This is a genomic window from Methanobacterium sp. (genome assembly GCA_030017655.1).
Classification (GTDB): Archaea; Methanobacteriota; Methanobacteria; order Methanobacteriales; family Methanobacteriaceae; genus Methanobacterium_D.
Window position 1 is genome coordinate 32,700 of record JASEIM010000014.1, and the last position, 24,328, is coordinate 57,027.

The 24,328-nt window shown below is 32.7% G+C and carries 25 protein-coding genes; 11 read left to right on the forward strand and 14 right to left on the reverse strand.

The features are described from left to right. Positions 1 to 81: 81 nt before the first annotated feature. The 5 genes from QMD61_07465 (at position 82) to QMD61_07485 (ending at position 5,071) form a co-directional block, all read left to right on the forward strand. Positions 82 to 2,082, forward strand: coding sequence for a minichromosome maintenance protein MCM (locus QMD61_07465; protein MDI6724469.1), 2,001 nt, complete (start codon positions 82 to 84; stop codon positions 2,080 to 2,082). A gap of 126 nt (positions 2,083 to 2,208) precedes the next feature. Continuing rightward, on the forward strand, positions 2,209 to 2,616 hold the full coding sequence (locus tag QMD61_07470; protein MDI6724470.1) for a translation initiation factor IF-2 subunit beta: 408 nt from the start codon (positions 2,209 to 2,211) through the stop codon (positions 2,614 to 2,616). 45 nt (positions 2,617 to 2,661) lie between these two features. Continuing rightward, the gene (locus QMD61_07475; GenBank protein MDI6724471.1) at positions 2,662 to 3,747 is read left to right on the forward strand and encodes a 60S ribosomal export protein NMD3; all 1,086 of its coding nucleotides are present in this window, start codon (positions 2,662 to 2,664) and stop codon (positions 3,745 to 3,747) included. Between the two features lie 130 nt (positions 3,748 to 3,877). Beyond that, a complete protein-coding gene (locus tag QMD61_07480) occupies positions 3,878 to 4,837 on the forward strand; it encodes a tyrosine--tRNA ligase (GenBank protein ID MDI6724472.1) in 960 nt (319 codons plus the stop codon). Positions 4,838 to 4,873: 36 nt separating this feature from the next. After that, the gene (locus QMD61_07485; protein MDI6724473.1) at positions 4,874 to 5,071 is read left to right on the forward strand and encodes a hypothetical protein; all 198 of its coding nucleotides are present in this window, start codon (positions 4,874 to 4,876) and stop codon (positions 5,069 to 5,071) included. Positions 5,072 to 5,088: 17 nt separating this feature from the next. On the opposite strand, the gene QMD61_07490 is transcribed toward QMD61_07485, so the two are convergent. Next, positions 5,089 to 5,526, reverse strand: coding sequence for a hypothetical protein (locus tag QMD61_07490; protein ID MDI6724474.1), 438 nt, complete (start codon positions 5,524 to 5,526; stop codon positions 5,089 to 5,091). A gap of 136 nt (positions 5,527 to 5,662) precedes the next feature. Further along, on the reverse strand, positions 5,663 to 6,277 hold the full coding sequence (gene tmk, locus QMD61_07495; protein ID MDI6724475.1) for a dTMP kinase: 615 nt from the start codon (positions 6,275 to 6,277) through the stop codon (positions 5,663 to 5,665). A 216-nt stretch (positions 6,278 to 6,493) separates the two neighbouring features. Here tmk and QMD61_07500 point away from each other — a divergent pair, with 216 nt between their 5' ends. Then, on the forward strand, positions 6,494 to 9,079 hold the full coding sequence (locus QMD61_07500) for a DUF3656 domain-containing protein (GenBank protein MDI6724476.1): 2,586 nt from the start codon (positions 6,494 to 6,496) through the stop codon (positions 9,077 to 9,079). 22 nt (positions 9,080 to 9,101) lie between these two features. Here the strand turns inward: QMD61_07500 and QMD61_07505 are convergent, their stop codons facing one another. Then, positions 9,102 to 9,254, reverse strand: coding sequence for a hypothetical protein (locus QMD61_07505; GenBank protein ID MDI6724477.1), 153 nt, complete (start codon positions 9,252 to 9,254; stop codon positions 9,102 to 9,104). A gap of 722 nt (positions 9,255 to 9,976) precedes the next feature. Here QMD61_07505 and QMD61_07510 point away from each other — a divergent pair. The 3 genes from QMD61_07510 (at position 9,977) to QMD61_07520 (ending at position 11,119) form a co-directional block, all read left to right on the forward strand. Continuing rightward, positions 9,977 to 10,186, forward strand: coding sequence for a hypothetical protein (locus QMD61_07510; GenBank protein MDI6724478.1), 210 nt, complete (start codon positions 9,977 to 9,979; stop codon positions 10,184 to 10,186). Between the two features lie 73 nt (positions 10,187 to 10,259). Then, positions 10,260 to 10,715 carry a universal stress protein gene (locus QMD61_07515; protein ID MDI6724479.1) on the forward strand — a complete coding sequence of 152 codons (456 nt, stop codon included), beginning with the start codon at positions 10,260 to 10,262 and terminating at the stop codon, positions 10,713 to 10,715. A gap of 68 nt (positions 10,716 to 10,783) precedes the next feature. Continuing rightward, positions 10,784 to 11,119, forward strand: a complete 336-nt coding sequence (locus tag QMD61_07520) for a hypothetical protein (GenBank protein ID MDI6724480.1) — start codon at positions 10,784 to 10,786, stop codon at positions 11,117 to 11,119. 12 nt (positions 11,120 to 11,131) lie between these two features. Here the strand turns inward: QMD61_07520 and QMD61_07525 are convergent, their stop codons facing one another. The 7 genes from QMD61_07525 to QMD61_07555 all read right to left on the reverse strand — a co-directional run bounded on the left by QMD61_07525 (position 11,132) and on the right by QMD61_07555 (position 18,324). Further along, on the reverse strand, positions 11,132 to 13,840 hold the full coding sequence (locus tag QMD61_07525; GenBank protein ID MDI6724481.1) for an HAD-IC family P-type ATPase: 2,709 nt from the start codon (positions 13,838 to 13,840) through the stop codon (positions 11,132 to 11,134). 37 nt (positions 13,841 to 13,877) lie between these two features. Continuing rightward, positions 13,878 to 14,225 carry a P-II family nitrogen regulator gene (locus QMD61_07530; GenBank protein MDI6724482.1) on the reverse strand — a complete coding sequence of 116 codons (348 nt, stop codon included), beginning with the start codon at positions 14,223 to 14,225 and terminating at the stop codon, positions 13,878 to 13,880. Further along, positions 14,222 to 14,932 (reverse strand): DUF1538 domain-containing protein, encoded by a 711-nt coding sequence (locus tag QMD61_07535; GenBank protein ID MDI6724483.1) that lies wholly within the window; start codon positions 14,930 to 14,932, stop codon positions 14,222 to 14,224. The genes QMD61_07530 and QMD61_07535 overlap by 4 nt, the downstream gene beginning before the upstream one ends. Then, complete coding sequence (locus QMD61_07540) at positions 14,932 to 15,636, reverse strand: DUF1538 domain-containing protein (GenBank protein ID MDI6724484.1); 705 nt, start codon at positions 15,634 to 15,636, stop codon at positions 14,932 to 14,934. Before QMD61_07540 ends, QMD61_07535 begins: the two co-directional genes overlap by 1 nt. A 105-nt stretch (positions 15,637 to 15,741) precedes the next feature. After that, positions 15,742 to 16,989, reverse strand: a complete 1,248-nt coding sequence (locus tag QMD61_07545; protein ID MDI6724485.1) for a preprotein translocase subunit SecD — start codon at positions 16,987 to 16,989, stop codon at positions 15,742 to 15,744. Then, positions 16,962 to 17,804 carry a protein translocase subunit SecF gene (locus QMD61_07550; GenBank protein ID MDI6724486.1) on the reverse strand — a complete coding sequence of 281 codons (843 nt, stop codon included), beginning with the start codon at positions 17,802 to 17,804 and terminating at the stop codon, positions 16,962 to 16,964. Before QMD61_07550 ends, QMD61_07545 begins: the two co-directional genes overlap by 28 nt. A 337-nt stretch (positions 17,805 to 18,141) precedes the next feature. Further along, positions 18,142 to 18,324, reverse strand: a complete 183-nt coding sequence (locus QMD61_07555) for a hypothetical protein (protein ID MDI6724487.1) — start codon at positions 18,322 to 18,324, stop codon at positions 18,142 to 18,144. Positions 18,325 to 18,985: 661 nt separating this feature from the next. On the opposite strand from QMD61_07555, the gene QMD61_07560 reads away from it, so the two are divergent. Continuing rightward, a complete protein-coding gene (locus QMD61_07560) occupies positions 18,986 to 19,405 on the forward strand; it encodes a hypothetical protein (protein ID MDI6724488.1) in 420 nt (139 codons plus the stop codon). Positions 19,406 to 19,760: 355 nt separating this feature from the next. On the opposite strand, the gene QMD61_07565 is transcribed toward QMD61_07560, so the two are convergent. From QMD61_07565 to QMD61_07575, 3 genes are all read right to left on the reverse strand, one after another. Next, positions 19,761 to 19,919: a hypothetical protein gene (locus QMD61_07565; GenBank protein ID MDI6724489.1), complete on the reverse strand. Its 159-nt coding sequence runs from the start codon at positions 19,917 to 19,919 to the stop codon at positions 19,761 to 19,763. Between the two features lie 47 nt (positions 19,920 to 19,966). Continuing rightward, on the reverse strand, positions 19,967 to 20,407 hold the full coding sequence (locus QMD61_07570) for an SHOCT domain-containing protein (protein MDI6724490.1): 441 nt from the start codon (positions 20,405 to 20,407) through the stop codon (positions 19,967 to 19,969). Between the two features lie 480 nt (positions 20,408 to 20,887). After that, the gene (locus QMD61_07575) at positions 20,888 to 21,277 is read right to left on the reverse strand and encodes a hypothetical protein (protein ID MDI6724491.1); all 390 of its coding nucleotides are present in this window, start codon (positions 21,275 to 21,277) and stop codon (positions 20,888 to 20,890) included. Positions 21,278 to 21,716: 439 nt separating this feature from the next. On the opposite strand from QMD61_07575, the gene QMD61_07580 reads away from it, so the two are divergent. Next, the gene (locus tag QMD61_07580; protein ID MDI6724492.1) at positions 21,717 to 23,783 is read left to right on the forward strand and encodes an ATP-binding protein; all 2,067 of its coding nucleotides are present in this window, start codon (positions 21,717 to 21,719) and stop codon (positions 23,781 to 23,783) included. Between the two features lie 209 nt (positions 23,784 to 23,992). On the opposite strand, the gene QMD61_07585 is transcribed toward QMD61_07580, so the two are convergent. Then, positions 23,993 to 24,328, reverse strand: a 336-nt coding sequence (locus QMD61_07585) for a sulfite exporter TauE/SafE family protein (protein MDI6724493.1), incomplete at its 5' end; no start/stop codon positions are given.

The following is a 24,328-nucleotide window of genomic DNA, read 5'->3' on the forward strand; positions in this document are numbered from 1 at the left end:
TAAATAGTTATAATTTATTTTAAATTTTGTCATATTTTTTATAGTAAAGATTATTATAGTTATTTGCTGATATAAGTATTGATGGACACCATAACCGAAAAATCAAAAACATCAGTAGCAAAGTTTGAAGACTTTTTTAGTACAGAATACAAAGATGCTGTATTTGAAGCCCTTGAAAAGTATCCAGATGAGCGATCTGTAGTAGTTGACTATTTACAACTGGAAATGTTCGATCCAGATCTGGCTGATCTATTGATAGAGAAACCCGAGGAAGTTATTAAAGCAGCTCAAAAGGCCATTAAAAACATTGATACCACAAGGAAAAATGCGGATTTGCAGGTTAGATTTGAAAATGTAAGTAATAATGTACCTTTAAGAGAACTTAGAAGTAAATATATCGGTAAATTCGTTGCAGTAGATGGGATTGTTAGAAAGGCTAATGAAATCCGTCCAAGGATTGTAAATGCAATGTTTGAGTGCAGAAGCTGCATGAGGCTTCATGAAGTTCCTCAAAAAAGCAATATGATCAGTGAACCTGCCCTCTGTAATGATTGCGGAGGCAGATCATTTAGATTACTTCAAGAAGAATCCGAATTCTTAGATACTCAAACCACAAAGCTTCAGGAACCTTTAGAAAATTTATCAGGAGGAGAACAACCAAGACAAATTAATGTAGTCTTAGAAGATGATCTGGTTGATATGATTACTCCTGGAGACATAATTCGAATTACCGGAACTCTAAAGACAGTTCGAGATGAGAAAACAAAGTTATTTAAAAATTATTTATACTGTAATTATATTGAGGCACTTGAACAGGAATTTGAAGAGCTTCAAATAAGCGAAGAAGATGAAGAAAAGATTAAAGAACTTGCAAAAGACCCAAATGTTTATAATAAAATCATTAACTCCACTGCACCTTCAATTCAAGGATACAGAGAAGTAAAAGAAGCCATAGCCCTTCAGTTATTTGGAGGTTCTGCAAAAGAGCTTGAAGATAAAACAAGAATCAGGGGAGATATTCACATACTGATTGTGGGGGATCCGGGTATTGGTAAATCCCAGATGCTTAAATATGTTTCTAAACTTGCTCCACGTGGAATTTATACAAGCGGTAAAGGTACAAGTGGGGTAGGACTTACTGCTGCAGCAGTTAAGGACGATCTGGGAGGCTGGTCCCTTGAAGCGGGGGCATTGGTCTTAGGAGACCGTGGTAATGTCTGTGTGGACGAACTTGACAAGATGAGGTCAGAAGATAGATCAGCAATCCACGAAGCCCTTGAGCAGCAAACAATAAGTATTGCTAAGGCAGGGATTATGGCAACTTTAAATTCCAGATGTGCCATGCTTGCTGCTGCAAACCCTAAATTTGGGAGATTTGACCGTTATAAATCCATAGCAGAGCAAATTAACCTTCCTGCACCCATACTTTCGAGATTTGATTTAATATTTGTTGTTGAAGACAAACCAAATGCAGAAAGAGATAAGAAACTTGCAGGGCATATTCTGAATATACATAAAAGTGCTGAAATACCCTTTGAAATTGATCCTGAACTATTAAGGAAATATATTGCATATGCAAGGAAAAACGTTCATCCACAGCTTACTCATGGAGCTATAGAGGTACTTCAAGAGTTTTATGTTGGGATGAGAGGTAGCGCTGAGGATGATGACTCTCCAGTTCCGATTACTGCCCGTCAGCTTGAGGCTTTAGTACGTCTGTCTGAAGCAAACTGTAAAATACGGTTAGGAAAAGAAGTTACTGCCGAAGACGCAAAAAGAGCCATTAAATTACAACAAGAATGTATGAAACAGGTTGGTCTTGATCCAGATACCGGTAAAGTGGATATTGACAAAGTTGAAGGTCGAACACCCAAATCAGATCGTGATAAGGCCAGAGTTCTTCTGGATATTGTTAAAGAATTGAGTGACGAGTATGGTGGCAGAGTACCTGTAAGTATACTCACCGACGAGATGTCAGATAGGTATAAAGTAAGTGAAGACAAAGTTAAGCAAATTATAACCAAATTAAAGCAGCAGGGATTAGTATTTGAGCCTGCAACCGGTTATCTTAAAACAGTATGATTGAAGTATTCGTTCAATCATCAATTTTTTATATACTTAAAAGCATAATATATATGCCTTTAAATTTAGAATATTATTTTTAAGATTATAATATTACAAATTTATTTTAGTTAAGGAGGTTAAAAAATGAGCGATTATGATAAATTATTAGATAGAGCAATAGATCAATTACCACAAAAGGTTTTTGAAACAACAAGATTTACCGTTCCTAAAGCTTATTCAGTAATTCAGGGAAATAGAACCATAATACAGAACTTCAAAGAAATTGCCGAAGCTTTAAATAGAGATCCACAGCACCTACTAAAATTTTTACTCAGAGAATTAGGAACTGCAGGAAATTTAGAAGGCAGCAGGGCAATAATGCAGGGGAAATTTACCCATTATCTCATAAATGACAGAATCGATGATTATGTTAAGAGATTTATCATGTGTCATGAATGTAACAGACCAGATACACGTATAATCAGAGAAGATCGTATATTTTTACTTAAATGCGAAGCTTGCGGTGCTAAAGCTCCATTAAAAACATTATAAGGGATATATTCCCCTTAATATTATTTATTTTAATTGATTGATATTATGTTTTGTCCAAAATGTGGAAAGACTGATGAAGAACTTTTTGACAATCTTTGTAAGTCCTGTTTTCTTGAAAATCTTGTTTTAGCAGAAATACCTGAGAAAATAGAAATTACTGTATGCGCACACTGCCAGTCACGCCTTATAAGTGGCAAATGGCATGAATTAGAGCTATCTGATGAAGAAATTATTCTAAATACTTTAAATAGCCACATAACCATTAATAAATATGCTCAAAACGTTGAAATTGAAGTTGAAACTTTATTTGCACGGGGTTCAAATATTGAATCCATTGTTCATGTAAAAGGAACTGTACTTGGCGAAATTATTGAACAGGAATACAATCTTAGGGTTAAAATCATTAGAACTGTTTGTCCAGAGTGCAGTAAGTTTGCATCAGGCTATTATGAAGCTGTAATACAGTTAAGGACAGATAAAAGAGTTCCTGATGATGAAGAAATAATGACAGCTGATGCAATAATTGCAGAAAATATCGATAAGATAGCAAAAAAGAACAAAATGGCCTATATTTCAGAACGTGCTGTGCTTAAAGAAGGTGTTGATTACTATGTTGGCTCTTATAAAGTTGCAAAAAGGCTTTCAAATTCTATAAAAGACCATATGGGTGGTATTATCAAAGAATCCCCACGTCTCATGGGTAGAGATAAATCAGCGGGAAAAGACCTTTACAGAGTATGGATTTCAGTGAGAATACCCTATTTTAAAATTAATGACTTCATAAAACTTGATAAAACTGTGGGGCAAATATTAAACATTGACGGGAAGAGAATTTTGATTAAAGATTTAATTTCAAGAAATCAAATTTCAATTCAATGGAGAGATTATGATAAAATAACGCCTATTGCAAGAAAAGAAAATGTGATGGAGACTACAGTCACTGCAAAAACTCCAGATTCAATCCAAATACTTCATCCTGTAACCTATGAACCTGAAGACCTTGAAATCAATGATGAATATGCAGGGATTGGGATTGGATCCCAGATACATGTAATTGAAATTGACCATGTTCTTTACATTTTGGATACCGTCGAAAGATCGATAGATTTTTCGGGCCGTAAAAATTCGTAGAATTTTTACAGGATTTACACAATATTTAAATTGTATAAAATGAAACTTAAATAAAGATTTAAATTAAAAATATTATCTAATTCTTTAAATTACTCAATACAATATATTTTAGATAATTTACGGTGATATGATGGACATTGATGCTAAAATTGACATGATAGAGAGCGGAACGCTTGAAATAATTTCCCATGATGAACTTAAAGAAAAACTTCAAAAGGATTCTCCTGTAGCTTATATAGGTTATGAACCCTCTGGGAAAGTTCATCTTGGACATGCTATTACCGTAAAGAAAATGATAGACCTCCAGAAAGCAGGTTTTAAGATTAAAATCCTTCTTGCAGATCTTCATGCTTATCTAAACGGAAAAGGCACCCTTGAAGAAATAAAAGTAATTTCAGAATACATGAAGCAGTGTTTTCTTGCCCTTGGCTTAAATGAAGAAACTGAATTCATTTTAGGGTCTTCCTTCCAGACAGATGAAAACTACACACTTAAGATTTATGAATTAGCACTTTCAACTACTTTAACACGTGCAAGAAGAAGTATGGCCCAAATTACAAGAGATAAAGAGGATCATAAAGTTGCAGAGGTTATTTATCCTATAATGCAGGTTATTGACATGCTATTTTTAGATGTTGATCTGGCATTAGGAGGGATGGAACAGCGAAAAATCCATATGCTTGCAAGGGAAAATCTGCCCAAAGTAGGGTCACCTGCACCTGTCATCATCCACACTCCTCTTCTTCATGGGACTGACGGCAGTGAAAAGATGTCTTCGAGCAAAGAAAACTTCATAGCCATTGATGATTCTCCTGAAGACATAAAAAAGAAGATAAAAAACAGTTACTGTCCAGCAGGAGAAATTGAAGGCAATCCAGTGATAGAAATAGCAAAATATTTTATTTATGATGTTCAGGATACTCTGTTAATTGAAAGACCGTCTAAATTTGGAGGAAATCTTGAATTAAATTATGAAGAGCTTATGGAAGCCTATGAAAATGGGAATTTACATCCATTAGACCTTAAAAATGCAGTTGCTGATAATTTAATCAAGATCTTAGAACCTGTAAGAGAATATTTAAAAAATTGAAATTAGCTTAAAATTACTCAAAGAATAGGTGATCAAATGGAATATGAAATGAAAATACCTGCAGGAGTTCCAGGACAAATACTTGCAGAAATCATGGAAAAATTAGATGTAGATGTTAAACAAACTGATTATGGGCCTGTTATTATTGGTGAAAAAGAAGATCTTGAAATTGCTCAAGATATGATATTAAGATCATTAAATGAAAGGATAAAAGAACTGGAAGGTAGAAAATAGATTATTAATTTTTTAGATTATTCCAGTTCATCAATGATATCGTCGATGATATCATCAACTATATCTTCGATATTATTTTGATCGCTCCATGTGCATAATTCAGTTCCAGGAACATCCCCTATGTCTTCAAATGTGCTTTCATCACTCCATGCTCTTTCTAAGTCCTCTGAACAAAAACTTAAATCAGTATCATGGTTTTCATAAAGAACATCCCATGTTTCAGAGTTTCTTATTTCCCAGTACCATGTATATGTAATGGCACACTTTTCTTCATTCATTCCACTTGTTAATCCCTTTGTTAGAACTTCGCATACTTTTGATTCCTCTTTATAACCTACAATTAAAGTTTTTCCATCATCAAGGTCAATATGTTTTTCCCAAACATCTTTAGGACCATCAACCTTTTCCAGATCCGTGTTAATTATCATGTCGCTAAGTTCATCTTTATTTACCATATCACTGCTCCCATTTTCAGTGAATAAACTCAAAATTATTTTAGAACTTCATTATTGTATATAAGATATTATGATTAAAATTATACTTATTTTTATGTATATAACTGATTTTGAATATAATTAATTAAAATTATAATTAGATGCATCTGCCGATTTTTGGCGAAATTACTTTCTTTATATCTTCATGTACTTTATTAACCCCATTATTGGCATTTATAACGAAGAAATCATTTGTTCTGGCGAGTTCCAGGTATCTATTCCTGATTTTTTCAAGGAATGCTTTATTTTCGAAACTATCATTACCATCACATCTTGAAATTGCCTTTTCAACATCCAAATCAAGCAATATTACTATATCTGGCTTTTTAACGAATTTATTTAACTCATAAAGCCATGAAGTGTCACTATCTTGTTTTTGATTCGAGTCACTAACACTTTGAGGATTCTGATAAGCGATACTTGAATAAAAGCATCGATCACTTATTACTGCTTTGCCAGATTCCTCTGCGGCTCTTATTGTGTCCATCAGGACCATGCGATCAGCTGCAAATAAAAGTGCAAGTGTTTTCTGGAAATTATCTTCTGTTGCTCTTGGATCTTTAAGAATTTCTCTTATTAATTTACCTGTAGCCGAATCTGTAGGCTCAAAAATCCTTAAAACTTCATATCCATAATCATTTAGCCATTTTTCAAGGAGAAGTATCTGTGTTGATTTCCCCGAGCCGTCAATACCTTCTAAACAAATATACATGTTATCTCCTTATATTAATCATCCGAAATATGATTATAATCTGTTATTTATTTATCAAAACTGTAATTTTCTAATTAATAACGGAAATATTATTTAATTATAATCTTCTATCTACTTTATTAAACATATAATTATCTTAAAAACAAAATAATATCAATCTAACACATTCTACAGATTAATTTTATTAATTATTTCACACCTAAATGGAGAATAATAATGAATAAAGATATTCCCGAGCTTCTGGCACCTGCAGGGTCAATGGATGCACTTAAAGCTGCTGTAAATGCTGGTGCTGATGCTGTTTACCTTGCTGGAAAACAGTTTGGGGCAAGATATTATGCAGATAACTTCGATAATAAGCAGCTGCAAGATGCTGTAAATTATGCTCATTTAAGAGGTGTAAAAGTTTATGTAACAGTTAATACTCTCCTCAATGACCATGAACTCCAAAAAATGGCAGAATATCTTTTATTTTTGTATGAAATAGGAATAGATGCGATTTTAGTTCAGGACATTGGTGTTGCAAAACTGGCAAAAAAACTTGTCCCAAATTTAAAACTCCATGCATCTACCCAGATGACCATTCACAACCTTGAAGGCGTTAAATGGGCATCAGAGTTTGGATTTAAACGTGTAGTTCTTGCCAGAGAAATGGAATTATCCCAAATAAAAGAAATCAGTAAAAAAATTAAATCAGAAGAAATTGAACTTGAAATATTTGCTCATGGAGCATTATGTTATTCTTATTCTGGACAGTGCCTCCTATCTTCATTTATAGGTGGTAGAAGTGGAAACAGAGGGATGTGCGCCCAGCCTTGTCGAAGAAAATATAAAGTTATTTCCGGAGAGAAAGATGAATATGGGAGGCCCACCAAATTATCTAAAGCACCTGTAAAAGATGAATATGTATTATCTACTCGCGATCTGGCACTTTACAGGCATCTGACCAAAATTATTAATTCAGATGTGCGTTCTCTTAAGATTGAGGGAAGAATGAGGTCTCCAGAGTATGTGGCAATTGTAGTAAGCATATACAGAAAAGCTTTAGATTCCATTGCAGAAGGCGAATGGAAATTTGATAAAGAAGACATCAATAACCTCAAATTAGCGTTTAACAGGGATTTTACAGGAGGATATATCTTAGAAAAGGATTATAGCAGAATAATGGGTCGAAATCTTCCAGGAAACCGCGGTGTTTATGTTGGTTCTCTGATTGAACATAAAAAGAAAGAAGCGTTAATAAAAATCAAAGGAGATATTATTCCCCAAAAAGGTGATGGGATTGTTTTCATACCATCAAATCCCAAGGAAAGAGAGTATGGAATGGTGATGAATGAATTTCCTGAAATTCATAAAAATAAGATTAAATTTAAAGTTAATTTTCCATTAAAGAAAAGAACATCTCTTTATATTACTCGGAGAAAAATATTGATTGATAGAGCAAATGAAATTATCAATGGAATCTCTGATGATTTAAAAAATCAAATTATGGTTGATCTGGAAATATTAATCCAGGAAAACGGCACCATTACGCTTAAAAGCCAGTTCGATGGAGCTAAAGGATTATTAAAATTAGAAACACGTGCTGATTTTAAAATGGAGAAAGCTGTAAAAAGGCCTCTTGATAAAAAGACGATAGAAAATCAAATGACTAAAACTGGTGGAACTCCTTTTAATATTAAAAAAATTCGAATTCAATATCCTGGAAATCTTTTCGCATCCTTAAGTGAACTTAATAAGCTCAGAAGAGATTTATTCAATGAAATAGCAGATAAAATTATTTCATCATATCTTCCACCAGAAGAAGAATTGATAAATTCAAAAAAAGGTCTGAATAATATTTTACTTGAAACCCTTCCTTCAAAAAGACCTCTAAAAAAAATTCCTGAATTAGGCATATACGTCAATGACCTGAATGTCTTGAATGGAGCTATTAATGGAGGTTGCAGGCGGATTTATTTTGATCCATTTATTCAGAGTAGTTTAAAATGCAGATCAGAAGATTTAAAAATTGAAAAAATGAAAGAGTTCATATTAGAGGCCAAATCTTTATGTATATCTGCTGATGCTGTATTTATCCTGAAATTGCCAAAAATAACCTACGATTCAGATTTAAAGATGTTATTAAAGTTACTAGGGCAGTTATCTAAATCTGGAATTAATGAATTTATGGTTGATGGAATTGGAACTGCAAAGGCTTTGTTGGGTTTGAATAATTCGATTAAGTTATATGGATCCTCGGGGCTCAACATCTGGAATCATCTATCGGTAGAAGAATTATCCAAACTTTTTAATGGGCTTACAATATCACCTGAACTTTCAAAAAATGATATTATTAAGACACTTACTCATAATTGGGGCAGTGATGTTTCTTTGGAATTTCTTGTTCAGGGAAACATTGAATCAATAATTTCTAAAGACTGCATTCCATGTATTAGCGGTATAAATAAAAATAATGGTAACAAATTTTTAGGGCTTAAAGATGTTAAAAATCGAGTTTTTCCAGTACTGGTTGATAACCGATGTCATACTTACATTTTAAACTCTGTAGAGTTATGTCTGATAGACCATTTACCTTTTATTTCAAAAACAGGTGTTGATACAGTTATTATAGATGCCCGGGGGAAAACTGAAAAGTATGCCTTTAAAATATGTTCTATTTATGTGAATGCACTTCAAATTATTGCTTCAGGAGGTCCCAACATTAAAAATAATCTTAATTCATTGAAAAATAAGATAAAAAAGATTTCTCTTGGAGGAATTACCACAGGGAATTTTATCAGGGGAATCAAAAATAATTAGTGAAAGATCATTTTACAAATTCTCACCTTTCTTTAAATATAAAAGTAAATTCTCCCGTTTTTTTATCTTCTGTAACTGAAGATAATACATATCTACCTTTTAATCCATTACGAAGCATGTTATAAAGTTTTGAAGATTTTTCTTCTTTTGAATCTGGTTTAATTCTTATTTCCAAGCGTATCACCCTTAAACATATTACAATTATAATATTTATTATTACAGATTAAAATATTATGAATACAATTATGTAAAAAAAAATCTTTTCTTTGCTTATATAATTCTTGAAAATATTACCTAAAATTCCAAATAAAAAGATCTACTCTCTACAATCCATGGAAAACACAAAATCAAATTATATTTTAACTAAATCCTTATTACATGATGAATTGACAATTCAATGGAATACTAAATTACTACAATCTCACTAATTTAAGGTCTAAAACTTTAAATAGAACTGATATCAATAGTGACCTACTTCACATTATATTTCATAATGGTAAATATTCTTTAACGTCTTTTAATTTTAAAATAATTAAATTTTATAATGTGATATCCTTGAAAATTCAATTAACAAATTTAATAAGTGATAAAATGTTATTTCAACTAATATTTACATCTGCACTGACATTAATATTGTTATTAAATGCCATAAACCCCCTATATGCAGCAGAATATGGAAATAATAATTCAAAAAGCATTATTAGTCTGGATAATCTCTTAAGTTTTAATCGGATACCTGATAAAAGTTCCTTCAGTCAATATTAAAAATCCATATGAAGAAAGTGAAGAAATAAAAAAATTTCAGGAATTCTGGAAGAAGGATCTAAATTTAAGTATATAAGAGGGGTTAATAGCAGTGCTTCCAGACTTACTGTAGATGGTGGTGACTGCTGGGCTATGTCAGACTGTTTATATAAAAATATTAAAAAAATGGGTGTAGAATGTAAAATCCTTCAATACGAAACCACACTTTCTACAAGGCATAGAAGTGTACAGATAAAAAGTAATGATGAGTGGATTGATTTACCCTATGGAAAGTATGGATTTGACCACAGATTTGCCGCAACACACTCCAAACCAAGAATGTTCGTTTATAAGGGAGGTTAACTTAACCTCTTAATCTTTTAGCATAATCTAATTTAGATAATTATTAATTCTATGAACTCTAATATATTATATGATGAATTTCCACAAATATAATAGGATATTAATGCCCACAGATGGTTCAAAATGCTCTATAAAAGCAAGTAAACATGCATTATGGGTCGCAGATATGAGCGATGCAGTTATTATAGTTTTACATGTGGTTGATACACATATACTCCAATTAGGTTATTCAGGATTTTTTAGTGAAGACATATATGAAATACTCAAAAAAGAAGGAAAAGAAACAATTGAAAAATTTAGAAAAAAATTGGAAGAAAATAAAAGCAAATGTTCCCATGATATTAAAATAATAACTAAAATCAGAGATGGAGAACCATATGATGAAATAGTAAAGACTATTGATGAAGAAAATATCGATTTAGTTGTTATTGGAGCATCTGGTAGACACGGTATAGATCGACTTTTACTTGGAAGTGTGACAGAACGGGTTATAAGAAAATCAGCAGCCCCTGTTTTAGTGGTTCATTAATTTAAATTAGTATTTGACTCTATTTTTATGTTTTAAATCATATAAATCAGATTTATGAGAATTTAGGTATTTTACTGGTTTCTTTTGGTACATCACTTCCCGAACTTGCGTTTGAGACTATTTCAATGCTACATGGATATAAACTTCTTGCAATCGGTGATTTAATGGGAAGTACTGTAGCAAATTCCACTTTAATATTAGGAGTAGTGGCGCTTATAAACCCAATTTCAGTTCCTGATCTAACAGAGTTCCAGATAGTATCCTTCTTTTTATTTGTTTTAATCTTAATTTTTATAATATTTTTACAAAGTAAAAGCGGAATAACCCGTCTAAAAGCGTTATTATTAATAGTTATCTATGTTATTTTTTTAGTTATATCTGGATATGGCCAGTTAATGTTTTAAATATTTTATCAATTATTGCATTTTACTTCTTTTCACCAGATACTTCTCCATTTCTATTAGGAAGAATCCAGGTAATGCAAAGAGCACTATGGTTATCCACCACTCCAGTGGTATGGCCTCTGTTCTGAAGATGAATTCAAGCGGAGGAAGATACACTATCATTAATAAAGATATTAGCATTGCACTAATTCCCATAAGCAGCCATTTATTGGATATCGGGCTGAAAGTAAATGCAGAATCGTAGATTGATCTTGCAGTTAGGATATAAAAGATATGGGCCAGTATAACGGTTGCAAAAGCTGCTGTTTGTGCCTGTATCACCGTAAATGCATCTACAGAACCTGAAAAGGCGGGTATCCCGTAAATATAAAATACGGATAAGCCTGCACCTGCTATGGCCAGGGAAACTATACCTACCTTCCTTAAAAATAAACGATTCACTATCTGCTCTTTAGGATCGCGTGGTGGAAATTTAAGCAGTCCTTTCTCCTTGGGCTCTTTAATCAATGGTAAAGATAAGAATATGGAAACAAAGAGATTTATCCACAGAATCTGCACAGGCTCTAAAGGAAGGCTGAACACAAAAAGAGGGATAAATGGTGAAAGCAGTACCGCGCCAAGTATTATTAATCCTTGCCCCCCATTTGCAGCAAGAGTATATAATATGACTTTTCTGATGTTTTCGAAGATGTATCTTCCTTCTTCTACTGCTTTTACTATGCTTGCGAAGTTATCGTCGGCTAGCACCATGTCTGATGCTTCTTTACTTACATCAGTCCCGGTTATTCCCATTGCTATTCCTATATCTGCAGCCTTCAAGGCCGGAGCATCATTTACCCCATCCCCTGTCATTGCAACAACTTCCCTTCTTTTCTGTAATTGGGTGGTTATCCTGTATTTATGTTCGGGTGCGACCCGGGCATAAACTGAAACTTCACCAACAATATCAGAAAGCTCTTTATTGGCCATTTTGTTTATTTCTTTTCCGGTAACTACCCTATCTTCCCCTAAACCAATTCCTAACTGTTGAGCAATAGCTTTTGCAGTTATGGCATGATCCCCGGTTATCATAACAGTCCTTATCCCTGCCCCTTTTGCTTTTTCAATTGCACCTATAACTTCCTCCCTTGGAGGGTCAATCATCCCCTGAAGCCCCAGAAAAGTGAGATCATCAATTTCTTCGCGGCTGACTTCTTTTTGGTTCTTTGAAACGACTTTATATGCAAAACCGAGTACTCTTAAAGCATTTTCAGCCATTTCATCGGCAACAGATGATATCTGCTTATTTTGGACATGCCCTATTTTCCCATTTATAAGCTGGTTACTGGACAATTTAATCAGCTTTTCAGGAGATCCCTTAACATAGATGATGTTTTCATTTTTGCCCTGATTTAGGGTGGCCATGAACCTGTTTTCTGATTGGAAGGGCACTTCATCCAGTTGAGGTGGCTTTTCAGTGATATCTGCCTTAAATGCAGATACAATTAAAGCACCTTCTGTGGGGTCTCCCACCACTTTATATTCATTATCATCTTCAACTAAAGATGCGTTATTGCATATCATGCCTGTTTTCAGTGTTTGAATGAACTCTGGAGGTTCCTGGGATAATTTAACCTGATTACCCTCAAATATAAATTCACCCTGTGGTTTGTATCCTGTTCCAGTAACATGGTATGCTTTTTCTCCGCTGTAGATGCTGACCACAGTCATCTGGTTTTTGGTGAGTGTACCAGTCTTATCCGAACAAATCACCGTGGCACGGCCCAATGTTTCTACGGAGGGTAATTTTCTTATAAGCGCATTTCTGCGTGCCATGGCACTAACACCCAGTGCTAAAGTTATGGTCAGTACTGCGGGCAATCCTTCAGGTATTGCCGCAACAGCAAGTGAAGATGAGGCCATAAAAGAGTAAATAAGTCCATAACCGAATAAGTAAGAGATTATAAAATTTAAAAATGCAATAAGTATAATGGCCACCACTATGATTTCAGAAAATTTGTCCATTTTTTTAATTAAGGGAGTTTTAATTTTATGGGTTTCCTTCATTATCTCTGCAATTTTACCCATTTCTGTATTTTCACCAGTAGCTATAACAATTCCCTGACCAGAACCTTCGGTGATGAAAGTGCCGCTGAAGGCAATACAGTTTTGATCTGCAGGAGGAATTTCTGAGGCGATTATATCTTCAACACTCTTTGAAACAGGTACAGACTCTCCTGTAAGGGCTGCTTCATCAGCATGTAAGTTTTTAACCCGGAAAAGACGAAGATCGGCAGGTACTTGAGCCCCACTTCCGAGTATAACCACATCTCCAGGAACAAGTTCACGTGCCAAAATAGATTTTTTCTCACCATCCCTCAGCACTGTGCATTCTGGAACCATCATCTTTTCAAGAGCTTCAATTGATGATTCTGCCTTTCCCTCCTGAATAAATCCTATAATTGTGTTAGCAATTACCACTCCTAAAATAACTGCTGTGTCGATTAATTCACCTATGAATGTCGTAAATACAGCTGCTGCAATTAAAACATATATTAAAGGATTGTTGAATTGCCTTATAAATCTTAAAAACGGACTTATTTGCTTAAAACTTATTTCATTATTTCCATATTTTTTTAGTCTCTTTTTTACCTCTGTAGAGCTGAGTCCATTAGAACTGGTTTTTAAAATTTCAAAAGTCTCATTTACTGACCTTTGATACCACTTGATTTCACCTGACATGGGTTGACCTTATCTTATTCATTACAAGAACCTATTTTTAGAATTCATCTTCAATTGAACATGATGGATCATGACATATTCCCGCCACCTTAGAAACATTCAGCACAAATGCAAGTCCTTTACCGGGTTCATTTAATTTTCCTGCTCTTACAATAGCATCAAGTACTTTGTCTGCAAGTTCTTTCTTAATCAGTATCATGATTATTTCTTTAGCTGGCTCGATTGGAATCCCTAAAATCTTTTCATGTTCATGTACACCAGTTCCTCGCCCATAGAAAACTGTTCCCCCCTCTGCCCCTGCTTTTTGTGCTTCTTCTAAGATTTCACTTCCCCTTTCTGCCTCAACAATCGCAAAAATAATCTGAAATGGGTTTCCATTGTTCATTTTTTTATCCTCCTTTTAATCATGATTCCAAATAATAACATGAGAATTATGGGGCACATGGCTATTACTCCAATGGTTCCAAGTCCAAAAACACCAGATTCACCACCCAGCATACCGATGGCAATACTGGTTATGATTGGTAGAGCAAAGGTAACAACTACTGGCCCTGTAGCAACAGCCCCTGAGTCGAATGCTATGGGAATGATATCTCCGGGAGATATATACGTTAAAAACAGTAATAGAATATATCCTGGTATTAAAATAAATGCAATAGGAATTTCAAAGTAAATTCTCAAGATTATAAGTGTTAATGCAATTCCAACTCCCAATGCAATAATTGGAATGATATATTTTCTTTTTAAATATCCTGCCGAAACTTTTTCTATTTCATAAGCAAGAAGACTAACAGCAGGTTCAGCAAAAACAACGATAATACCTATAACAAATATCAGGAAAATCACTAAAAATGAATTTGTTTCCGATAAAAATGCGCCTATTTTTTCTCCCATGGGAATTAAACTTATTCTAGCCCCTAAAAGGAATAAGAAAAAACCTATTGTGGTCATTAATATACCAACAAGCATTCTCTTAAAATTAGGGGGTACTTTTTTAAGTACAATAAGCTGGAAAAATATAAATAACACGATAACTGGAGTTATGGCTTCAATAACTTCAATAAAAACTTCAAGTGGTAAATTGAAATCCATTAGATTCCTCCTTTGATTAGGCCATATACCAGAAGTGCCATAATCGGCCCTATAGAACCAATTGCCATGACTCCAAATCCAGATGTTAATCTATCCCGTCCACCCAGAACAGATGCTATTCCTATTCCAAAAGCAATTAAAAAAGGTACTGTCATTGGACCTGTGGTTACTCCTCCCATGTCAAATGCAGTGGTTAAAAACTCTTCATTAGAAATTAGGGCAAGTGCCAAATTTATTGTATATCCTGGTATTAAAATATATTTGATAGGCGTATTAAGGATTATTCTTAAAATAGCTACAATAGCAAATACCCCTAGCCCTAAAGCCGTTACATAAATAATCTCTCTTTGAGTTAAGAAAAAGAGCACTATATTTTCGATCTGATATGCCAATAACCTAACGTCAGGTTCTGCTATGGTAAGGGTTACTCCAAGGAGAAATCCAAAAAATAATATCATAAATAGTGCCTTTTTTTCTATAAAAGAGGCTCCTATCTGCTCTCCCATAGGTAAAAGCCCAAATTTAGCTCCCTGAATAAAAATTACAAATCCAAATAATGTAAAAATTAATCCAACCACAATGGGGATAAATTCCATAATACTCATTCTTATAAAAAATATCTGAAATATAAAAATCAGCAATATGGCTGGTGAGAATGATTTTAATGTAGATTTAAATTCTTTTTTAAAGGCCTTGAATTTCATAGAATTCTTTAAAACTTTTATTATCGACATATACTTTTAAATATAATCAAATGGATTTGAGAGTCCAATTGAGAAATGTTATCTACTTCTATTATTTTGTTTTTCCTACTGGATGAAACTTTCTATGAATTTTGCATATACCGGCCTTGTAATGAATATTCCAACAAGTATTCCTATTATTGTGGTGAATGCAAACCCGGAGAGAATTCCTATTCCTGCATAACCTCTGGAAAATCCAATGTAAGCTAATGGAAGCATTGCTGCAATAAGCGTAGCTGCCGATGCGAATACTATGAAGAATGCGCCTTTAATTCTCATTCTTAAAGAAGCGCTCCTTTTTCTGGATTTTTTATCTTCTTTTGAATCCCCTTTTTTTAGAACTTCATCAGTTATAATTAACTGGTCATCTACCCCCGTACCAATAGCTGCAATTATTCCTGCTATGGCAGCTAAATCTATATTCCATTGTATAATAGACGCTATTCCCAGTATTAAGAGCAATTCAGTAAGACTTGTAAATATTATTGGAATTACAAGTAAAGGAACCCTATAGCGCAAAAATATGATAATAGATACTACTATAACTGCCAGTAAACCTGCAATCAGTGCCCCTGTTCTGAATTGATCTCCTAATTCTGCTGATACACTGCTCACTCCCGCAATACTAACCTGTACCGGTAATGCACCAGACTGTAACACAGTTTGTATGGTTCTTGCTTCATTTTCTGCAGCCTCTGCGGTTTCAGCAGTTCCTGAGACTTCTATTTCAGTTACCGGTGTTCCTGTTGCCAGTCCTTCACTTAAAACTGGTGAAGATACTAATTCACCATCTAAATACATTTCTACAGGTTCTCCTGCCCTACCTTGGGCTACCTGTGCAAATCTGTTTGCTCCTTGAACAGATACAGTGAATGGCACACTCCACTGATTTCCGCTGATTTGATATGGTCGGACATTTGTTATATCAGTTCCAGTAAGGGCTGTCTGGTTATCTATTCTTGCTTCAAACACGCCCGGGGTTCCCACTACATCTGTAACTTCTTCTGGCCTCACTCCTGCAATTTCCACAATTACGTCCTGATTTCCGCTTGCCCGCACGTTTACGTCTCTTACACCAAATATGTTAAGTCGCCTGTCAAGGACTGTTACAACTGTATTCATGGTGGCCTGATCAACAGGCTGCTCTAAATGAATTTGAATAACTGATCCGCCCTCCAAATCCAGTCCCTGTTGTATACCTAACACTGAAATTGAAGTTATACTAACTATAATCAATATTATAAGTAGTATAACGCGATAATCCTTTAAAAATTCGGTGATTTTACTCATCTGCGACCACTCTCCATGTACCATCTGAGTATTCCAAGATTCATAAGCCATGTTACTAAAACGTCAGCAGTTAACCCTATTATTAAAACAGCTGCAATATTTGCAAGAACTTCTGCAGAAGGTATTAATAATATTACTACAATGTACAATGTAATCATGGCGCTTATTGATGTAATGGCCATTGTAAGCCCTGTTTTCATTGCGTCGATTGCTCTTTCTGTAATTGTTCCTTCCCTACGTTTTAATACGCGCGTTGTAAGTAAAACGTCCGTATCTACACTGTATCCAATAAGCAAAAGCAAAGCACCAACTGATCCAATGGATAAAGGTATTCCAAATAAGGACATTCCTCCTGCAGCTATGATAATATCAGATAATGCCGCTAAAATTACAGCCATCGAGGGCACAAAACTCCGGAATATGATAAATATAGTTACAGCCATGAATAGGAATGCAAATCCTATCGCCCAGTAAACCTGTATTAATGCTTCTGAACTTAAAACAGGTCCTACAGATCTAAAGCTCTGTATAACTGCTGTTCCATTTAATGTATTTGCTAAAGTTTCGTATTTTACTTCTCCACCCATTTCTACAGTAGCTTGTGTAGAGCTAATTGAATTAACATCAACCTCAGTTAATCCCAGATCACCACCAATTAGACTTTCTAATTCAGTTTGAGTTATTGGGTGTTGAAGCTCTAGATCAACTATTGTACCTCCCTGTAATTCTATTCCCTGATCTAAACCATTGAAAGCTAATATGGCCAATGCAATTATGGTTATAATAACTGGAATTGCAATTAATGATTTATAAGATTCCATGATTTCTTCAATTTTCATAAAATCACTGGTTAAACAAAATTTAGAAATTATAATTTTCCTAAATTTGGAATTATATGGATTTTTTTTGACTGGTCGATGATCAGACCACCAGACATTTATTAATTATTTTAATTTTTATATTAATTATTATTTATGGCAAAATGAATAAAAAAGTCAATGAAACCCTTAATAATTCTTATTCAAATTTTACATGAAAAATAAATTAGATATTTCCACTTAATAATAAAATTTTATATTCTAATTTCAAAGAGCAATTTAAGGTGCTTAAATTCATTTTACTGAACTTGTTGACAGCTGAATCCCATTTAATATCATTAAAAAAAAAATTATTTTTTTATTTATGATATCTATAATTAGCTGCTAATTTGCTGGTTACTACTAGTTTAGCCCTCAATAGTTCTTCATCTACATGTTCGCTTTTTTTGACTGCAAGTTCTATTTTTCCCAGCAAAGACTCTAAATCAGAGGGTTTACATTTATACGCCTCATTTAATAAATTAAGATTTGTATTCTTCACTTTAGTTCAAACCTCAATCTTTTTAATGTTTTATTTTATGTATTTTATAATACTTTAATTTTAAGTTTTATTACGTTACGTGGTGTAAATAAAAAATTCTATGAGCAAAAAACAAAATAATTCGCGAAACGAGATTTAAGCTCTCAGCCATAGTTTTGTTCCTTAGACACTATATATTATTAAATATTCATTATGACAGACAGAACCTGTATCTTTAATAGATAAGATTTTCAAGATATCAGTAAATCTTAATCATTTAGACTCACGTTCATCACATCCATGCCTTCCTCATAATTTTAACGAAAGGTTAATATGATTAAAAGAGCATTTTTCAGTCGTTCCATGGATTTCAATAGAAATTTCACATTTTTAAAAATTTGAAGAATTATATTATAGAATTCAATTGAAATATCAAAATAGCACCAAATTTAGTAATAAGATAGACAGTACATCCTATTTCACACATAATGTCACTAAATACATATCGTTTAGTTTTACATTTTTGGACCCAATAAATCTTATTTTTCTATTTTAAAGTATTAACTTATGCCTCATATCATGTCAATACGCATCACCAAATCACGTTAGCTGTTAATATAATATTTAATTTTGTGACAACAAAATAAAACACCCAAAACAAAAGGGACGGAGGTAATAATAATTGGAAGAAATCAATAAAATTGACATCTATTTAATGAAATACAGCCCTCCTAAATCCCTAATAAATAATTTAAAACATCCTGATATTAATATACATATTTTTAAAGACTTAAATAAACTTATACAAACATTAAAACAATATTCTAACCCAATAACAGAATTTGAACATAAAATAATAATTATTTACTCCAAAACCCCCTTGAACAACATTGTCCAGATAATAAGGAGAATAAAAGAAGATCCAATAATAAAAACTGTACCTGTTTTTGTAATATCTGAGCCTGCAGACAAAAAAGAGATAAATGACGCTTACTGCCATAACTTGAACGGTTATATAGTCCTACCCAGAGATCCTGAAAGCTTTAAACATTCTATAAAATCATTTAAAGACTTTTACCTTAACAACGTGAAACTACCCTAATTCTACATTCTATTTTGAACTTAATTTTGAACTTAAATTAATGGAATAATTTCAAAAACAATTTAGTAAGATAAATATATTGAAAGTTAAAAAGATTTTTATGCAACTCCAAAGCAAGTCATAATATGAATAAATTGTTGAAAAAAATCATCTTATTTGATATAATTATAATTACAATTTTGTTATATATTTTGAATGTAATATTTACTAATTTTCATCGTTGAATCCTTAAAATTAATTTGATCCTTTAACTAATTCCTTTTAAGGTTCAATACCTTAATAATCCTATTTTTTCATCATACTTGAATTTTAGACTGCCCAATACAATCCGTCATGATAGTTTCACAATCCGGGATTATACAGTTTCCTGAGCTTTGCATGTTAAATTCTCTTTTAATTCTTTTGAACTGCTCTTTAATTTGATTGAAAGGTTACATAAAGCAGTTTCATAATCTTCACAAAACTTAGCAACAATTAAATTTTCTTTTATACAATTTGGACATATTTTTGCCAATTTAGTCGCCATCTATTGGGTATTTGTCCTATAAATAAGGCGCGAGATTATATTATTCTCTTCTTTAGTTTTACAAATTCTTCTTCTGTTATTGCTCCTGAATCTAAAAGTTCTTTGGCTTTTTTAATTTCATCAATTGGATTGCTTTTTTTGGAATTATTTTCATTAATATCTCTTAAATTAGCAATCTGCTCCTGTACTGAAGACACAAAATCAGATCCATCTACTTTATCTATAAGGCCTATTTTGATTTTTCCCCCAGCAAACATGATATCAATACGGTCATATACCAATCCTTTTTCTAAAGCTATACTCGTTATATCCCCATATCTAATGAATTGATCCCCTTTATCTCTTTTTGTAAATGTTCCCTTCCAATGCAAATTTAAACCCGTTTCATGTAATGTTAATATAGCATCTGTGTATTTTTCATCATCAAATCCCTGTATTTCAAGTCCAAATTTAGATTTAATATTATTTTTTGTCAATTTTAATTCCCCGTTATAATCTAAAGTAAATAAGAGAATACACCCGCATACACTTGAACAAACTGAAAAAATAATTTCTGTGATTTTAAATGTCTTTTCTGGCCATGAAAATGTACTTAAAAATTTTTTTCATATATTGCTATTTTTGAATTTTGGTTATTCATGATTTCTAATTATGGATAATCAAAATATCATTATAATATTTGCTATTCAATAAAAATAGAAAAGATTATATTCACTTTAACAGATAAATTGGTACCTTATTTTTAATTGATTAATAAAAACTAAAACGCTTTTTAATTAAATTTTTACGAGAAAATGGCTAAATTAGAATTAAAAGACGTTGAACAAATATAATATAAATTAGATTAAGTATTAGTATGAATATAATAATAAACCTAAAAATACTTTTTTTATCTCTTAGTATTGATACTTTTTGCATCTTTGAATCATGACATTAGTAACATTCAATTTAATCCTTTATAATCCCATTAAACACTGTATTTGCTCTCTCTGTATATTATTGACATTAGTAGTTTTATTTTTAGGTTCTATTTTCTTAGGAATTCTTTTATTAAAGGAGTTTAGTGTTGTTTGTGTATTAAATTTAATAAGGAAGTCCATATCATCTTTTATGAGGTTAATCCAGTCTTCTATATGTTTTAAATCTGTTTGGGGGTCTGTGGTTGATTCAGATTTTAGAGAATCTTCTATCATGCTTTTTACAACATTCAGGCTGCTTACCGTTTCATTATAGAATTTATCAAACTCTTTGAAGGGAAATATTATCAGATCCTCATCTTCCTGGAATACTGCAGGATTATAGAAGACTATTTCATTTTTTGAGTGTTTTATGACACTTAACCTCATGATCAATAGACCTCCTTATCTTTTTTTGATTGGTTCAATCCATTATTATGGGCATATAATAAAAAATTAGTTGTGCAAGAGAGCATTTGAAAACTAATATAAAATCACAAGTGCACGACCCAAAACTCAAAAACTAATAATATTGAAATACTTACCATAAAACGTATTTCTGCTTTTTAAATCGAAGTTAAAGCAGGTAAACCTGCCCATTTTTTATTAAAAAGCTATTCCTATTAAATGCTTTTAGGAATCAATTCTGTAATTTGATAAGATATCGCTTAGATATTTTTCTTTTGCTGCTTGAAATTAATTTAGGCTCTAATTAACTTGATTAAAGTTAAAAAAGCCATGAATAAGTAAAAATTTAAATAGTAATTTATTATTACTACTTGATTCAATATTATATTAAACTTTTTTAAATAAACATAAAGGGTTCTTCATGAAACAGAATGATAAATTCAGGGAAATCTTTGAAAAATCACCGGTAGGTATTCTATTTTTTGATAATGGAGGAAAATTAACTGATATAAATAAATCAGCTTTAGAAATAGCTGGTGTTTCCAAATTAGAAGATGTTAAAAAAATTAATTTATTTGATAACGCTACAATTAGCTCTAAAAAAGATGAATTACTTAAAAAGGGATTAATTAAACTCCAATTCCCAGTAAATTTTGATAATATTAGAAGATTAAGTATTCACAATTCTACACGGTCTGGAATTGCTTTTATTGATTTAACTATTTCTGTTATTGATTCTGGTTTTTTGGTGCAAATTCAAGATATCACAGAACGTAAAAAAAGTGAAGATCATTTCCGCAAAGAGGTGGAACGGGAAAGTTTTCTTCTTGAACTTTACAAAAAAGCACCTCAACTTACAGACAAAGAACTTTATGAATGTACCCTGGATTATACAGTTAGCCTCACAGACAGCACTATTGGATTTTTCCATAGGATCTCCGATGACCAGAAAACTATTGTTTTAACAGCATGGAATAATGAAGCATGGAATACTTGCAAAGCTTCATTTAAAAATCATTATTCTATTGAAGAATCAGGAAACTGGACTGACTGCGTAGAAGCTAAACGTCCGATTGTATATAATGATTATAAAAATTCTCCTAATAGAAAAGGGTTTCCAAAAGGACATCCACCGGTAAAAAGATTCATAAGTACACCAGTATTTGATGAAGACAAGGTTAAGTTCATTTTCGGTGTGGGAAATAAAGTAGATGAATATGATGACTATGATGTAATACAAATTCAGTCAGTGGCTAATGAACTATACCGGATCCTTAAACAGCGTTATTCAGCACAAGCATTAAAAGAAGCCCATGATAATTTAGAAAAAAAGGTTGAAGAGCGTACAGCAGAATTAAAACAAGCCTATGACTCATTACAGCAAAGTGAATTAAAATTTAAAACCCTTGCTGAAAACTCACCAGACATTATAAACAGAATGGATAAAAGGTTTAAAAACGTCTATGTAAACCCTGTAGTCATAAATATATCAGGTATGCCTCCAGAACATTTTATGGGCAAAAAAATTGATGAATTAAGAATACCTGAGGAATTTACAGTCCCGCTTATAGAAAAAGCTAAAAAAGTTTTTGAAACAGGGATGATGGAAGAATTTGAAACTGAAATACCCACTATAAACGGCTTAAAGACTTTTTATACATACTTAGCTCCTGAATATGATGAAAACGGAGAAACAAATACAGTTCTTTCAGTTTCTCATGATATAACTGAATTAAAACGGACTGAAAACCAATTGAAAGAAACAATCACCGAATTGGAACGTTCTAATGAGGAATTGCAGAGTTTTGCTTATATCACAAGTCATGATCTGCAGGAACCATTACGTAATATTGCCAGTTTTGCTCAATTATTGCAGAGACGTTACAAAGGAAAATTAGATGAGGATGCCGATGAGTTTCTTAACTTTATGGTTGAAGGCGCAACCAGAATGAAGAACATGATCCAGGGATTACTTGAATATTCACGCATTGATAAGACAGATACAGGATTTAAAGAAACCAATATCAATTTTAAAGTTGAAAAAGCCATTGAAAACTTACAAAGTATTATCAATGAATCAAATGCAGAAATTACACATGATAACCTTCCAGCCGTTGTTGCAAATCCTAACCAGATGATCAGAATCTTCCAGAATTTGATCTCAAATGCCATTAAGTTCAAAAAGCCCCAATACCCCCCAAAAATCCATATTTCATGTAAAAAGAAAAAAGATGAATATATTTTTTCAGTAAGTGACAATGGTATTGGAATTGAAAAACAATACATTGACAGAATATTTGAAGTTTTTAAGCGTTTACATACCATGGATGAATATGAAGGCACTGGAATAGGTTTAGCAATTGTTAAAAGAATAATAGACCATCATGGTGGAAAAATCTGGGTTGAATCAGAGTTAGGTAAAGGCTCAACCTTTTACTTCACATTACCTATCCCTAGAAATGAAAATAATTTATTGAATTACTTTTAATAGTTTTTAGTGATTTTTCCAATTCCAATTACCCTGTGAGGTAGTATTTCCTAAAATCTGAAAAAATTAACCGATTTGTCTATTTCATATTCAAAAGGGTTAATGGTGAACTTCATCACCTCAACTTTAGTTGTCTTTAAAATCAGATGAAAATAAAGATGCTTGAACCCCCAAGGGATTTATCAATGACATTGCCCCCCCCCATTTATTTATAAAATCCCCATCATCTTCAGACCTATATAAACTAGCATTAATATAAAAATATAGTTCAAATGTTTGGATGGAAGGCTATGTGCAGCTTTAACTCCCAACTGCGCCATAGGAATGCTTGCACCAGCTAAAAAAACAAATTGAAACATGTTTACATATCCAATGGAATAGGGAGGTAACCCATATATCCCCAATCCATTAAGGATGTAGGAAATTATCCCTCCAATTGAAGTAAACACAATAACAGCGGTGGATGTTCCAATAGCTTCATGCATACTGTATCTCATAAAAATAGCCATGAATGGAACCGTTATAAATCCACCGCCAACCCCAAG

Excerpts from the sequence above, each read along its gene's own strand:
- QMD61_07465 (MDI6724469.1), top strand. The coding sequence starts at position 82 with ATGGACACCATAACCGAAAAATCAAAAACATCAGTAGCAAAGTTTGAA.
- QMD61_07470 (MDI6724470.1), top strand. The coding sequence starts at position 2,209 with ATGAGCGATTATGATAAATTATTAGATAGAGCAATAGATCAATTACCA.
- QMD61_07475 (MDI6724471.1), top strand. The coding sequence starts at position 2,662 with ATGTTTTGTCCAAAATGTGGAAAGACTGATGAAGAACTTTTTGACAAT.
- QMD61_07480 (MDI6724472.1), top strand. The coding sequence starts at position 3,878 with ATGGACATTGATGCTAAAATTGACATGATAGAGAGCGGAACGCTTGAA.
- QMD61_07485 (MDI6724473.1), top strand. The coding sequence starts at position 4,874 with ATGGAATATGAAATGAAAATACCTGCAGGAGTTCCAGGACAAATACTT.
- QMD61_07490 (MDI6724474.1), bottom strand. The coding sequence starts at position 5,526 with ATGGTAAATAAAGATGAACTTAGCGACATGATAATTAACACGGATCTG.
- tmk (MDI6724475.1), bottom strand. The coding sequence starts at position 6,277 with ATGTATATTTGTTTAGAAGGTATTGACGGCTCGGGGAAATCAACACAG.
- QMD61_07500 (MDI6724476.1), top strand. The coding sequence starts at position 6,494 with ATGAATAAAGATATTCCCGAGCTTCTGGCACCTGCAGGGTCAATGGAT.
- QMD61_07510 (MDI6724478.1), top strand. The coding sequence starts at position 9,977 with ATGTCAGACTGTTTATATAAAAATATTAAAAAAATGGGTGTAGAATGT.
- QMD61_07515 (MDI6724479.1), top strand. The coding sequence starts at position 10,260 with ATGAATTTCCACAAATATAATAGGATATTAATGCCCACAGATGGTTCA.
- QMD61_07525 (MDI6724481.1), bottom strand. The coding sequence starts at position 13,840 with ATGTCAGGTGAAATCAAGTGGTATCAAAGGTCAGTAAATGAGACTTTT.
- QMD61_07530 (MDI6724482.1), bottom strand. The coding sequence starts at position 14,225 with ATGAACAATGGAAACCCATTTCAGATTATTTTTGCGATTGTTGAGGCA.
- QMD61_07535 (MDI6724483.1), bottom strand. The coding sequence starts at position 14,932 with ATGGATTTCAATTTACCACTTGAAGTTTTTATTGAAGTTATTGAAGCC.
- QMD61_07540 (MDI6724484.1), bottom strand. The coding sequence starts at position 15,636 with ATGAAATTCAAGGCCTTTAAAAAAGAATTTAAATCTACATTAAAATCA.
- QMD61_07545 (MDI6724485.1), bottom strand. The coding sequence starts at position 16,989 with ATGGTACATGGAGAGTGGTCGCAGATGAGTAAAATCACCGAATTTTTA.
- QMD61_07550 (MDI6724486.1), bottom strand. The coding sequence starts at position 17,804 with ATGAAAATTGAAGAAATCATGGAATCTTATAAATCATTAATTGCAATT.
- QMD61_07575 (MDI6724491.1), bottom strand. The coding sequence starts at position 21,277 with ATGAGGTTAAGTGTCATAAAACACTCAAAAAATGAAATAGTCTTCTAT.
- QMD61_07580 (MDI6724492.1), top strand. The coding sequence starts at position 21,717 with ATGAAACAGAATGATAAATTCAGGGAAATCTTTGAAAAATCACCGGTA.